General features: G+C 52.6%; 10 protein-coding genes. 5 read left to right on the top strand and 5 right to left on the bottom strand.

Annotated elements, in window-relative coordinates:
* The 4 genes from ACEW8P_RS11540 to ACEW8P_RS11555 all read right to left on the bottom strand — a co-directional run.
* The coding region (locus tag ACEW8P_RS11540) for an acyl-CoA carboxylase subunit beta (protein ID WP_373513232.1) at positions 1-831 on the bottom strand (831 nt) is incomplete at its 3' end.
* 117 nt (positions 832-948) lie between these two features.
* The gene (locus tag ACEW8P_RS11545; protein ID WP_373513233.1) at positions 949-1,554 is read right to left on the bottom strand and encodes a Uma2 family endonuclease; all 606 of its coding nucleotides are present in this window, start codon (positions 1,552-1,554) and stop codon (positions 949-951) included.
* A 99-nt stretch (positions 1,555-1,653) separates the two neighbouring features.
* Positions 1,654-2,658 carry an MlaD family protein gene (locus tag ACEW8P_RS11550; RefSeq protein WP_373513234.1) on the bottom strand — a complete coding sequence of 335 codons (1,005 nt, stop codon included), beginning with the start codon at positions 2,656-2,658 and terminating at the stop codon, positions 1,654-1,656.
* 53 nt (positions 2,659-2,711) lie between these two features.
* Positions 2,712-3,503 (bottom strand): N-acetylmuramoyl-L-alanine amidase, encoded by a 792-nt coding sequence (locus ACEW8P_RS11555; protein WP_373513235.1) that lies wholly within the window; start codon positions 3,501-3,503, stop codon positions 2,712-2,714.
* 197 nt (positions 3,504-3,700) lie between these two features.
* Between ACEW8P_RS11555 and ACEW8P_RS11560 the strand changes: the two genes are divergently transcribed.
* Positions 3,701-6,466 carry a putative LPS assembly protein LptD gene (locus ACEW8P_RS11560; protein ID WP_373513236.1) on the top strand — a complete coding sequence of 922 codons (2,766 nt, stop codon included), beginning with the start codon at positions 3,701-3,703 and terminating at the stop codon, positions 6,464-6,466.
* Positions 6,467-6,469: 3 nt separating this feature from the next.
* Here the strand turns inward: ACEW8P_RS11560 and ACEW8P_RS11565 are convergent, their stop codons facing one another.
* The gene (locus tag ACEW8P_RS11565) at positions 6,470-7,294 is read right to left on the bottom strand and encodes an SDR family oxidoreductase (protein ID WP_373513237.1); all 825 of its coding nucleotides are present in this window, start codon (positions 7,292-7,294) and stop codon (positions 6,470-6,472) included.
* A 137-nt stretch (positions 7,295-7,431) separates the two neighbouring features.
* On the opposite strand from ACEW8P_RS11565, the gene ACEW8P_RS11570 reads away from it, so the two are divergent.
* The 4 genes from ACEW8P_RS11570 to ACEW8P_RS11585 all read left to right on the top strand — a co-directional run bounded on the left by ACEW8P_RS11570 (position 7,432) and on the right by ACEW8P_RS11585 (position 13,435).
* On the top strand, positions 7,432-9,384 hold the full coding sequence (locus tag ACEW8P_RS11570) for a gliding motility-associated C-terminal domain-containing protein (protein ID WP_373513238.1): 1,953 nt from the start codon (positions 7,432-7,434) through the stop codon (positions 9,382-9,384).
* A 10-nt stretch (positions 9,385-9,394) separates the two neighbouring features.
* Positions 9,395-11,908 carry a carboxypeptidase regulatory-like domain-containing protein gene (locus ACEW8P_RS11575; protein ID WP_373513239.1) on the top strand — a complete coding sequence of 838 codons (2,514 nt, stop codon included), beginning with the start codon at positions 9,395-9,397 and terminating at the stop codon, positions 11,906-11,908.
* 95 nt (positions 11,909-12,003) lie between these two features.
* Positions 12,004-12,813, top strand: coding sequence for a 4-(cytidine 5'-diphospho)-2-C-methyl-D-erythritol kinase (gene ispE, locus ACEW8P_RS11580; RefSeq protein ID WP_373513241.1), 810 nt, complete (start codon positions 12,004-12,006; stop codon positions 12,811-12,813).
* 4 nt (positions 12,814-12,817) lie between these two features.
* The gene (locus ACEW8P_RS11585) at positions 12,818-13,435 is read left to right on the top strand and encodes a heme-copper oxidase subunit III (protein WP_373513240.1); all 618 of its coding nucleotides are present in this window, start codon (positions 12,818-12,820) and stop codon (positions 13,433-13,435) included.

A 13,435-nucleotide genomic window follows, 5' to 3' on the forward strand; every position in this document is an offset into this window, starting at 1 on the left:
GAAAACTTCGTCGGGCTGGCGTTTTGGCAAGATGGCTTCCTCACGGCTAAATCCGGCGTTTTCGGGTGCACCTAGTTTGCTCATGGATTTTCGGATGGCATCCAAGCAGCTTTGGTCGTCGGGGTACTTATTGTCGGTCACGCCCGAAATCTCGCTGTGCATCGTCGCGCCGCCCAACGACTCGGCGTCCACATTCTCACCGATGGAGGATTTGACCAAATACGGCCCGGCCAAAAACACCGACCCCGTACCTTCCACAATCAGCGCTTCGTCGGACATGATGGGCAGGTACGCCCCGCCCGCCACGCAACTACCCATGATGGCGGCAATCTGCGGAATGCCCATCGCCGACATCTGTGCGTTGTTGCGGAATACACGGCCAAAATGTTCCTTATCGGCGAAAACCTCAGCCTGCATGGGCAAATAGACGCCTGCGCTGTCCACCAAATAGATAATGGGCAGGCGATTTTCCATCGCTATTTCCTGCGCCCGCAGGTTTTTCTTGGCTGTGATCGGAAACCACGCCCCGGCCTTCACGGTGGCGTCGTTGGCTACGACCACACACAGCCGACCCGCCACGTAGCCCAGCCCCATCACCACGCCGCCAGCCGGGCAGCCACCTTCGTCTTCGTACATGCCGTCGCCAGCAAAAGCACCGACTTCCAGGAAGTACGCCTCGTCGTCCAGCAAATAGTCAATGCGCTCACGAGCGGTGAGCTTGCCCTTTTTGTGCTGGCTTTCGATTTTCTTGATGCCGCCGCCGAGTTGCACCGTAGCATAGCGTACCTTGAGGTCATTGGTGAGGTCAGTGAGGGAGGTGGGCTTGTTCATGGTGTCGCGAAATTATCTTTTTCGATAAAAGAAATCGTGTATTTGCATCAAAAATAAAAAGTCGCCCGCCCGTGAGCAAACGACTTTCAGAAGCTGTGTTTTGGAGAATAGGATAAATTATTCAAACTCGACGCCTTCTTCTGCTAAAAATTTTCCGACATTAAAATACTTAGCGTCCAGCAACTCAATATCCTGATTCCAGTCTTTGGTGAGCCAATCCTGCCCCGGTTCGGCAACCATGACTTTACGGCTCCTGGTAAAAATCCAAATGATTCGATGCACGCCGAAATCCAGCAGCTTTTGGGTTTTCAGGTGGACGTAATCAGAGGCACCTTCTTCGGAATAGTCAATGTTGGTATCTACCTCGACCACCATTTTCGGCGGGACATCGGCGTAGTGGAGGTTAATTTTTTTGGCAGGAAGCTTGCTGCGCTCGAAAATGGCAAGGTCACCCGCTAGATTGCTTCTTTTGTCAATATGGATACCTATTTCGCTGCTCAATGATACGTACAATTTTCTACTAAGTTCAGTATGAACTATATAGTATATGAAATCGACGATTAGACTTTGCAAAGTGCTGCTTCCCATGATGTCATCAAGAGCCAGTTCCCCGGCCATCACTTTTCTGAAATTTGGATAATAGAAAGCTCGCCCGTCGATAGTTTCTTTAACTAATTCGGCGGGAACCAGAGAGGTAGGTACAGCTAATTCTTGAACTAACATAATAATGCAGGTACTTGATTAAGAACACAAGATACTTTATTCGCACTACAAAATCCAGTAAGACTGAAGTAAGTACACAGCATCAGGTGTGGTGTGTCTCTAGTTACGTCCGTTGCCAATCGAATCTACCCCAAGCCTTTTGAACTCCAGCGTCGTATCCACGGGCGACTCGGACGGCCCTTTGTCTTTTTTGCCAAAAATTGAGACGTTCACATAGCGCTTAGGATTCTCTCGCAGGTTGGCCAGCAACTGGTTCATGCTGATGATAGTGTAGTTCAGGTTATTGTAGAGCTTGTCGTCGTTGATGAGCTTGCTGGCGGTTCCTTGGCCAGTCTTGACCGAAGCGACGAGTTGCTCCATCTGTGTCACGAGTTGATTGGCGCGGTTGACGGTTTCACCCAGACGCAGGGCGTTCAGCGAGTCGGCGAAAGTACCTGTCTTGGCTAGCAGTGGGCTAATTTTTTTCTCGGTTTCGATAAGGCCAGAGGAAAGTTCGCTCAGGTTGGCAGTGAGTTCGGCCAAGCTCTTCTGATTTTGCTGTAGCGTGGTGCGCAACGTGCTGCCCGTTTGATCAAAATTGCGCAGCACCTGATTCAGAATGGCCCCGGTTTCCTGGAAACCCTTCGCGACCGCGTTGAGATTTTGCACCAGCGAATCAGCGTGGGTAATGACGGGTAGCGTTCTTTCCTGTAGAAGCGCTTGAATACCCGCTTCTTGATTACTTACAAGCGTATCTCCACCTACCAATTCGCGGCCCGATGGACTGATTTCTAAGCGAATAACCTTACCCCCCAGCAGCCCCCCATCAGCCAAAATAGCTTGGGTTCCTTCTCGGAGGACGATGTCCTTTCGAATTTCGAGCGTTACTAGCAACCGATTACTTCTTTCTTGCTGAATGGTTATTTTTCGCACCTGTCCCACGGCCATGCCGTTGAGCGTAATCGGGTTAGACGAAGTTAGTCCATCAATACTGTTGTAAATAACGTAGTATTTGCTATTGGCAGAAAAAACGTCGGAACCTTTTAGAAAGTTGAAGCCAAAGTAGAGCATGGAGATCGTAACGACCGACAGTAAGCCCACTTTCAGCTCTCGGGAGAATTTCATGACGTTAAATCGTGAGGGTGGAAAGAGATATTTCTGTTACGAAAGAACGCCTATTATCGTTCCATCTCTTTGCGGTATTGCTTGAACGCACCATACACAGCTTCCGCCACCTCATCCTGGCCGTCTTTTGAATTCAGGTAAGCCTCTTCAGTGGGGTTGCTAAGGAAGCCTGTTTCTACCAGAACGCTGGGCATGTTGGTTCGCCATAGCACCAGGAACCCTGCTTGTTTCACACCCCGACTTCGGCGGTTCGACTCCGACCGAAACTGCCGCTCCACCCGGCTGGCAAAAAGCAGGCTGCTGGAAAGATAGGCGCTCTGGTAGTTGGCGAGCATGATGTGCGCCAGCGGAGAGGTGGGGTCGAAGCCCTTATACGTTTCTTTGTAGTCTTTCTCTTTCAGGATTACCGAGTTTTCACGTTTGGCTACGGCGAGGTTGGCCTCGGACTTGTGCAGCCCCATTACGTAGGTTTCGGTACCAAGGGCGCGGCTGGATCCCGCGTTACAATGGATAGAAATGAAAAGGTCGGCGCGGTTACGGTTGGCGTAAGCTGAGCGCTCGTCGAGTTCGACAAATACATCGGATGTTCTGGTGTACAGAACTTTCACCTCCGGCATCTCGGCTTTGATTTTCTTGCCAAGGGCCAGGGCGATCTTCAAAGTAGTGCGAGACTCGCGGACTACTTTGCCCCGCGTGCCAGGGTCGTGGCCGCCGTGTCCGGCGTCTATCACCACCACATCGATCAGGCCGGGATTGTTTTCAGAGACAGGCTCCTGCTGAAAAGCGAAGGCCAAACTCAACATCAAACCACCCGTAGCAGCCGCGATTTTAAGAACTTTTAACATTATTTTTTGCTTAGTGCGTTACTCCCTAGTGGTTTCTCCACTAATTTTGACATCTTGAATTTTAGGCAAAAATACGCTTTTTGATACAACTGAAAAAAAAGTGCTTTAGTATATCGCTGAGCCTGTGTATACTTCTGCTGGTGGGATGCGTAAGGACTCAGCAACAACCGGGCCGATCTGGTCGACTCTTCGGCAAAGTGGCCAAGGCCGACTCTTCGGCGGCGGTTCAGAACCCTGTTGCCGTCACTTCCGATACGCTCACCGCTGCCGATTCGACGACGCTGCCCGACGGCGTCCGCATCGCGACGGGCGACACCCTGGGTATCCGCCTGGATTCGCTGCGAGCCGATTCGTTGCGTGTGGACTCGCTTGCCAAGCAAAGCGACCTGCAATCGACGGTTCAGTACAAGTCCCGCGACTCCACGATCATGGATGTGGATGGCAAACAGGTACACCTCTACGGGGAGGCCGAGGTCACTTACGGTACTATCAACCTCAAAGCTGACTACATCCGCATCGACTGGACGATCAACGAACTTTTTGCCAAGGGTAGTTATGACTCCACGACTAAGGAAACTGTAGGGGAGCCCATCTTTCAGGACGGGGCAGAGGCATACAACACCAAAGAACTACGTTACAACTACAAGACCAAGAAGGGCTTCATTAAGGGAGTAGTCACGCAACAGGGTGAGGGCAACATCCGGGGCGAGCAGGTCAAGAAGGATCAGGAAGGCAATTTGTATATCAAAAAAGCCATTTACACTACCTGCAACCTTACGCACCCGCACTTTTACATCAATGCTCCCAAAATCAAACTCATCGACAACAAGCAGGTAGTTTCGGGGCCGTTCAACCTGGTCATCGCCGACGTGCCGCTGCCGCTGGGTCTGCCGTTCGGCTTTTTTCCTTTTCCCAAGAAAAAAGAGATTGGTACCTCGGGCATCCTGTTCCCGGCCTACGGTGAGGAACCCAACGGCCGAGGCTTCTACCTGCGCGACGGCGGCTACTACTTCGCCGTCAGCGAGAACTTCAACGCTACGGTTACCGGGCAGATCTACTCCACCGGAAGCTGGGGCGCGGGCGTGAGTTCAATTTATACTAAGCGCTACCGCTACAACGGTAACGTTTCGTTGCGCTTCAATCGCAACAAGTCGGGTGACGAGCTGGACAAACTACTAGACAAACCAGGACGGAACGATTTCAGCGTCATCTGGTCGCATTCGCCCGTGCCGCGCGGTAACTCTACCTTCTCGGCCAATGTGAACGTAACCAGCAACAGCTTCAACCAGTACAACGCCCAAGAAACCCAGAAGTACATCTCGAACGTCGCCAGTTCGTCAGTGCAGTACAACCGTACCTTCGGGCAGTACGCCCGCGCCGGGGCCAGTTTGCGCGTAAACCAGAACTTCGGCACGCCCGATCCCTTGACCGGACTGAAGACAGGCGGCAAGACCGACGTTTCGTCGTCATTCAATTTCGGTGTCAATCAAATCGCCCCCTTCGCCCTCAACGGCGGGCGCGGTGCCTGGTACGAAAGCTTCCGGCTGGGCATGGACTTCAACGGCGATTATAGCGTCAACAATACGCTATCGACCATCGACACGACTTACTCGCGGCTAGGCTTTATCGTGACCAACGAAATGGACAGCGCCCGCACCCGCAGCGACCAAGTGGTCGATTTCAACTTCGACAACCTGCCCGACCTTTTGAAAGACGCGCGGTTCAATGGCCGTTACTCGATCCCCATCTCGCTGCCCAACTTCAAGCTGCTGCGCTTCATCAATCTCACGCCCGGCATTTCGTTGCAGGGCGAGGTTTTTTCCAAGCAATACAAATATACCTACCAAGGCGAAAACCGTGTCCGCATCGACACCATCGACCAGGTGGGTAGCGAGTACAGCTACTCGATGAGCGCGGGGCTGAACACGCGATTTTATGGTACTTTTTTCGTGAAGGGAAAACGGCTGGAAGCGATTCGGCACACGGTGATTCCGTCGGTGTCGTTCAGCTATACGCCCGATTTCTCGGGCGACAATTTTGGTTTTTACCAAAATGTCCAAATCAACGACGATGGCAAAACGCAGTTCCTGTCGCGTTACCGGGGCATTGGCAATAGTCTTGGCGGCAGCAACGGGCAGGCGTCGGGGGTAGTTTCGTACAGTCTCAACAACTCCTTCGAGATGAAGCTGCGCTCGAGGAGCGACACGTCGGACCAGCAGTTCGAGAAGGTTTCGCTATTGGACAATCTCAGCTTCAACGGCAGCTACAACCTCATCGCCGACTCGCTGAACCTATCCAACCTGTCGGTGAATGCCAATACGACGATCAAGGATTTGAATCTGAATTTCAACATGACGTTCGATCCTTACGCCTACATCCCCGATCTGCGCAGTCCCAGCAATACGGCTGGCCTCCGCATCAACGAGTTTGCGGTCAAGCGCGGGCAGGGCCTGGCGCGGCTCTCGAACCTGAACTTTACTTTTTCCAAGAGCTTTAACCCAAAAAAGAAAGACCCGGCGAAAAAGCCCGCGCCACCCAATCCAACCAACCCGGAGGCCACCGATGAAAACCTGGAATTCATCAACCGCCACCCCAACCTTTATGTGGATTTCGACATTCCCTGGAACGTCAACATCAACTACAATTTCGGACTGAGCCGCTTCGGGCTGCGACCCGCCGAGATTATCCAAACGCTGAGCGCCAACGGCGACCTGAGCCTGACGCCCAAGTGGAAGCTGAGCCTGCAAACGGGCTTCGACTTCACGGCCCTCAGCCCGTCGATCACCACGGTGTCGCTCTTCCGCGACCTGCACTGCTGGGATATGTCGTTCAACTGGACGCCCTATGCGGGCAACCGCCTGCGGGCCAGCAATTATTCTTTCACGCTCAAAGCCAAGTCGTCCATTTTGCAGGATTTGAAGCTGTCGAGAAGGCGCTCATTTGTGGATCGGAGTGGGTATTGATAATCAAAGAAAAAAGTCCGGCATCAACTCTTCGTCGCTCAGATTGGTGTCTACGCGGTACTTTGCGAAATCCGTCACGCCTTCGGCTTTTAGCACCTCTTCATCCACAAAGAAATTTCCTGTGCATTCGCGGCTGTTGCGGCGGAGGATGTGGTAAGCCGCGTCAGCCATGATTTCGGGCGTACGGCTGCGCTGCATGAGGCCGTCGCCGCCCAGCAGATTCTGTACGGCAGCGGTGGCGATGGTCGTGCGCGGCCACAGCGCGTTGAAGGCCACACCCTGCTTTTTGAACTCACCCGCCATGCCCAGCACGCACATACTCATGCCAAACTTAGCCATTGTGTAAGCCACATGCGGCGCAAACCACCGCGTTTCCATGTTTAAAGGCGGCGACAGATTCAACACGTGCGGGTTGTCGGCTTTTAGTAAATGGGGCAGACAAAGCTTGCTGGTCAGAAACGCACCCCGCGTGTTAATGTGGTGCATCAGGTCGTATCGCTTCATGTCGGTTTGCAGCGTGGGCGTCAGGCTGATGGCGCTGGCGTTATTGATCAGAATATCGATTCCTCCGAAGGTACTTACGGCTTCGTCCACGGCGGCTTGTACCAATTCTTCGTCCCGTATGTCCACTTGGAGCGGCAGGGCCTTGCCCCCGGCCGCCTCGATTTCGGCAGCAGCGGTATGGATCGTTCCGGGCAGTTTGGGATGCGGATCGGCGGTCTTGGCGGCAATGATTATATTGGCTCCTTCCTTCGCCAGGCGTATAGCAATAGCCAGGCCAATCCCCCGGCTTCCTCCGGTAATGAAAACGGTTTTATCTTTTAACATTAGTTGGATGGATTTTTGTAGATGAATTGAACAGAAATGCCCTTTTTTCAAGATTTAATCTGGAAAGGGTGGCATGGTTTGTGCTTAATTATTGAACCAGATACCAAAGTTTCAAGGTAGCGAAAAGCGTTCTATAAATGATAAAATATCTATTAGGCTTTTTCTTCTTGCTGATCTACCATGGCCACACGGTTGCCGCTGATGTATCCCTAGTTACGGCCGATAGCTGTAATATACCGGCCCCGACCATCCGGGCCGAGCGGGATTCCACTTGTTCGGGCCAGCCCGTACTGCTGTGGGCGGCGGGCTGCGACGGAACAGTGAAGTGGTCCAACGGCCTGGTGGGTGATACCATCGTGTCGCGCCCGGCGAATACACGCGTCTATACGGCTATTTGCGAAAAAGAAAATTGCCCAAGCCCGGCTTCTCAATCCCTGACAGTCGTTGTTCCCATTCCCGATATTCCCATTCTCAGCGCCAGCCAGCGCACCGTTTGTGCGGGCGACAGCGCAGTGCTGACGGCCAGCGGCTGTCCGGGCGCGGTGGTGTGGTCCAACGGCAGTACAGGCCGCGAAATCACGGTGCGTCCTGCCCAAACTACCACCTACACGGCAATCTGCCGCACGAGCGAAGGACAGGCGGACGGCCTGAAATGTATCAGTTGCTTCGCCGAGCCCGTCGAGGTCAGGGTAGCCGATTCGGTCCGGCCTGTTTTGATTTCAGCCCAAAAGAGCGTTTGCGCCGACGACACGCTTTCTTTACGCGTTGTGGGTTGTCCGGGTAACGTCTATTGGGCGGACGCAACAGATTTGACTGGTAAATTGCGGGTAATTAAGCCTCTGGTCACCACTACGTATAGCGCTATCTGTAAAGTTGGTGATTGCAGCTTTGGCACTAATCTTGCCACCGTACAGGTCGGCCCTGCCCCCGTTCCGGTAGTCACTACCGTGCGGACAGCAGTTTGTGCGGGCGAGAAAGTTAAAGTCAGTGCGAGCGGCTGCGACGGTATCGTGACCTGGTCGAATGGCCAAACGGGGACTGAAATTATGATTTCTCCCGAAGCGACGCCTACAGTAAAGGCCCGCTGCGGCCAAGGCGACTGCCAAAGCGGGTTTTCGGAGGCAATTGTTTTTACTATAAATCCGACTCCGCCCACACCGCTGGTTCGGAATCGTAAGAACGAATGCCCGTACATCACCCTGGATCTGATGCTGACTTTGCAACAAACGCCACGCACGAAAGGTGGTCGCTATGAGTTCAGAACTGCCGCAGCCGCCAGTTCGCCTGAGGTGGTGCATTCGGGCATCGCGGGGGCGGGTACTTATCATGTTTTTGAGAAAAGTGCGGTAGGTTGCTACAGCGAAGCGGCAACAGTAACTATCACAATTAACGAATGCCTGGCACCGGTACCCGTCTGCGCGTATTTTCCCGGTAGTGTGCAGATCAAAGCAGACACCTCCGCCGGGCCTTTGCGACTCATAGCTGAAATAGGAGGCAGCGCCTCGAGCGGCGAATGGATCACCAGTGGTAGCGGTACGTTCAGTGCCGCCGATTCGACGCATACTGCTTACTTACCCAGCGTAAGTGATTTTGCGAAAGGGATAATAACATTTACTTTCATGACAGACGACCCAGACGGTGAGGGGCCCTGCGAAAGTGTATCGGCTTCTATGAAAGTACCAATTCATCTACCAAAACCCTCGGTACCTGATCTGTTAGCGGACTCCGCCATCATTCCTGCTAAAGACAGTACTTCCGTCAACAACCAGATGCCGCCAATTGGCCTCATTCCGGTCGATAATACTAAGGAAGTTTTCATTCCCGAAGGCTTTTCACCCAACGGTGACGGCATCAACGACCGCTTCGTACTGGGCAATGTCCCTGACGAAACGAACGTTTCTTTTGAGGTCTATAACCGTTGGGGACAACTAGTACACCAAGAGAAAGACTACAAGAACGACTGGGACGGGGAAGCCAACCGGGGCGCCGCGGGCGGGGGCAAGAAGCAACTCGCCGACGGCACCTATTTCTACGTGATTCGCCTGAGCGACGGTCGAGAGTTTATCAAGTTTTTGACTATCACACATTAAGACAGATATTATGAAAGTCTTTAACCATCCGGCCAGATACCTGATCGCGCGAAGGCTAAGGCTGGCAAGCCTGTGCGTTTGGCTGAGCTGCACCCTATGTTACGCGCAGCAAGAGGGCCCCAAGCAACAGGCCGATCACCTATTCTATGCCCAAGACTACCCTAGCGCCGCTGCGAGCTACGCTGACCTGATCAAAGATCGTTCACTGGCGGGCGAAGCGCGAAAGGATGTGCTGTTCAATCTGGCCTATGCCTATAAGGAACTGGGAGACTTTGCTAAGGCCGAAAGTAGTTTTCGACAATTGTTAGAATTGGGCGAACCAACTGGAAAAAACAAGGTTGCTTACCTGTATTACGCCCAGGCTTTAGGCCATAATGGAAAAATGAAGGATGCACAAGATATGTATGCCCGCTACGAGAACGTCAAAGCTACGCTGGGAACAGAGCCTTCCAACTACCGCCCCGGTGCCGTTGGCAAAGGCGATGTCAAAGTAACCTACCGGGTCGAACGTCTGGGCATCAACACTGACAACGCAGAGTTTAGCCCGGCTTATTTCCGGGAAGGATTGGTGTACGTAGCAGGTAAAGGGTCGAGTGGTGCCAGCACCTCGCCCGACAAGGGTTATCTTGATTTATTTTATGTTCCCAATCGCAATGATCTTACCTATGTGGGGGTCATCGGTACCGACGGCAAGCTTGTTGCTACGGACAATGGGCGGGCCTCGGCTGGTTCCGGTCGATACGCCAGTCGCCGTTTGGGCTACGACAGCTATACCAGCGCGACGGCCAACGACTCTCATACAGCCGCCTCGTTCGCCCCGCTTAGTTTCTCGGAGGGCTTGGATATGGGCAAGAGTAATAAGAAAAACATGGCCTCTTTTGCTCCGGAAGAATTCAGCCAGGACCTTAACACCAAGTACCACGAAGGTCCCGTTACCTTTTCTGCCGATGGTAGCAAGGTAATTTTTACCCGCAACAACTATAACGGAGGTAAATCGAGCAAGAGTAGCGACAACGTCACCAAACTGAAACTATACACCGCCGAACTACGCGATGGCGGATGGGTCACCGTGCAGGAACTACCCTTCAACAGCGATGAATACTCCACAGGCCACCCCGCGCTGAGCCGCGATGGCAAGTCTCTCTACTTTGTGTCCGATCGTCCCGGCGGGCGCGGAGGTACCGATGTGTATCTCTCGCGTTGGGAAAACGGCTCTTGGTCGCAACCGCTGAACATGGGGCCAGAAATTAATACCAAAGGCGATGAGATGTTTCCTTTCGTGGACGAAAACGGAAATTTCTACTTCGCTTCCAATGGACGTTCCGACGGGTTTGGCGGGCTTGACATCTACTTCATCCCTCTTGGGAACGGTGCAAACCAGCTGGTTTCCCACCTTGAAGCACCTATTAATTCCAGAGCCGACGACTTCGGTCTGATCGCCGATGGTAGTAGATCGACGGGATATTTCAGTAGCAACCGCCTGAATGGCGACGACGATATTTTTCGCTTCATCCGGGAAAGCTCCCTCTACGGCTGCCGCAACTTGTCCCTGAAGGTATTCGACGAAGTTTCCTACGCGCCGCTCGACAATGTCACTGTAACAGTCAGGGCTCGGGGCGAAGGCCGCGACGAACAAGTTCTGGAAACTGACGCAGAAGGCATGATCGATCTTTGCCTGGAAGCCGAGAACGACTTTTTGTTCGAGCTGGCCAAGGATGGCTATCTCACCGGAACGCTGGGCTTCTCGACCGTGGGACTGACCGACGACCGGGCTACCCGGTTAGGGTCTTCATTGATCAAATTTGAATTTATTGAAAATGACCGCACACCCGGCCGTGTCACGAGTGGTGGCAACACCGACAGCGAATGGGACAGCGACGACGCTATTTCTGCCTCCACGCTCAGAGGTACAGTGACCGGGGAAGCAGATAAAAAGCCCATTGAAGGTGTGAAAATTGTTTTGAAAAATGAGTGTGACGGCAAAGTCAAACAAACCGTGACGGGGCCAAACGGCCGCTTCCGCTTTGAACTCCAAGAAGGCTGTGACTATACGCTGGTGGCTTCGAAATCTTCCTACGGCACCAACACCAATGCCATCAAGCGCATTCCAGCCGCCTCCAAACCCAAACTGGTATCAGCTAATCTAATTATGATCAAAGCGGGCGACCTGGTAACGCTCGACAATATCCACTACGATACGGGTAAGTGGGAAGTGCGGCCGGATGCCGCGCGCGAACTCGACCGACTGGTAGCTACCATGACCAAGTACCCTTCGTTGAGAATAGAAATCGGCTCCCATACAGATAGTCAGGGCGATGCCAAACTCAATCAGTACCTCTCGGAACGGCGGGCTAAGGCAGCTTTAAACTACTTGGCTTCCAAGGGAGTTACTCGCGACCGTCTGTCAGCCAAAGGATACGGAGAAACCCGCCTGATCAATCAATGCGAGGACGGGGTACTTTGCACCGAAGAAGAACACGAGCGCAACCGCCGCACGGAGTTGAAAGTTTTGTCGATTCGTTAGTTCAACGGGTAGTGCATAACAGGTAATTTTGTTCTTTTGAAGAAACGCGCCCTATGATGCGTGGTAAGTCCATTGTTCACTGTCCATCAAATACGTTGATCGCTTTCCCCAATGCCAAAATCAATATCGGGTTGAATATTGTCGGGAAGCGTCGTGATGGCTTCCACGATATTGCCTCCTGCTTTTATCCCGTGGACTGGGCCGATGCTTTGGAAATCCTGCCAGCCGACGAACTTTCCTTTACCTCTTCGGGCCTTCCTATCCCGGGCGATATAGATTCAAATTTATGTTTGAGAGCGTACCAACTTCTGGCTAAGGATCTCGCGTTGCCACCCGTAAGCATCCATCTACTAAAAGCAGTGCCAATTGGCGCGGGGTTGGGTGGTGGCTCGGCCGATGCGGCTTTCACGATCAAAGCTCTGAATCAGCTTTTCTCTCTCGATATCTCCCCCGAACAGCAACAAAACTACGCCCGGCAACTGGGTAGCGATTGCGCTTTTTTTATTGAAAACAAACCCATGTACTGCTTTGGCAAGGGTGACGAGTTTGAGGAGATTGCTCTGCGCCTGACTGCAAATTGGATCGTGCTGGTGAATCCTGGTCTGTACATTTCCACCGCCGAAGCTTACGCGGGGGTCGCGCCACAACGCCTTAAGGTTGATTTACGCGAACTTTTGCAACACCCCATCGAGCAGTGGCGTGATTTTGTTATAAATGATTTTGAAGAAAATTTATTCAAGAATCACCCCGTCCTGCCCCAAATAAAGAATAGGCTCTACGATTTGGGCGCACAGTACGCCAGCATGAGTGGCTCCGGTTCCACAGTTTATGGAATCTTCAATCAAGAGCCGCATCTGGCGAACAATTTCCGAAATTCGACAGTTTGGAAAGGAGAATTGACTTAATACCATGCCCACCCGGCCAAAGACTTCATCCAAAGAAAACCCCTTCACGAAGCGTCGCGAGCCGCTGCACTTTCTGCTGTGGTTGGGTATCGTGAGCAGCGTGCTGATCTTTACCGTAATTCTGGGAATTTATATCGTTCGCAAGGTCGGGCCGAGTTGGAACGACACGCCATTGCCCGGCGTGTTTTGGCTAAGTACAGTAGTTATTATTCTCAGCAGCATCAGTTTGCATGAGGCGAAGGACGCTTTTTATAAAGAACGATTTGCCTTGTACCGCACCTGTCTGACCATCACGCTTTTTCTCGGAATGGCCTTCGTAGGAATGCAAGGTTACGGTTGGCTGCAAATGACGGAGCAGGGCCTCATCATGCAGGACAACCCGTCGGCGGGATTTGTCTATTTACTCTCCGGCCTGCACGTACTGCACATCCTCGGCGGATTGATCTTTATGGGTTTTTTATTCCGCGAAGCCACGAAGAACCGCTCTTATGTCGATTCTTTCGTGTATAGTGTCAACCCACCCAATCAGCTAAAAGTACGTCTGATGACTATCTATTGGCATTTTGTGGATGTACTTTGGCTCTACCTCTTCCTCTTTTTGCTCTATCATCATTCTAGCTGA

Source organism: Persicitalea sp. (assembly GCF_041751555.1).
Taxonomy (GTDB): domain Bacteria; phylum Bacteroidota; class Bacteroidia; order Cytophagales; family Spirosomataceae; genus Persicitalea.

Excerpts from the sequence above, each read along its gene's own strand:
- ACEW8P_RS11570 (WP_373513238.1), top strand. The coding sequence starts at position 7,432 with ATGATAAAATATCTATTAGGCTTTTTCTTCTTGCTGATCTACCATGGC.
- ACEW8P_RS11585 (WP_373513240.1), top strand. The coding sequence starts at position 12,818 with ATGCCCACCCGGCCAAAGACTTCATCCAAAGAAAACCCCTTCACGAAG.
- ACEW8P_RS11545 (WP_373513233.1), bottom strand. The coding sequence starts at position 1,554 with ATGTTAGTTCAAGAATTAGCTGTACCTACCTCTCTGGTTCCCGCCGAA.
- ACEW8P_RS11550 (WP_373513234.1), bottom strand. The coding sequence starts at position 2,658 with ATGAAATTCTCCCGAGAGCTGAAAGTGGGCTTACTGTCGGTCGTTACG.
- ACEW8P_RS11565 (WP_373513237.1), bottom strand. The coding sequence starts at position 7,294 with ATGTTAAAAGATAAAACCGTTTTCATTACCGGAGGAAGCCGGGGGATT.
- ACEW8P_RS11555 (WP_373513235.1), bottom strand. The coding sequence starts at position 3,503 with ATGTTAAAAGTTCTTAAAATCGCGGCTGCTACGGGTGGTTTGATGTTG.
- ACEW8P_RS11575 (WP_373513239.1), top strand. The coding sequence starts at position 9,395 with ATGAAAGTCTTTAACCATCCGGCCAGATACCTGATCGCGCGAAGGCTA.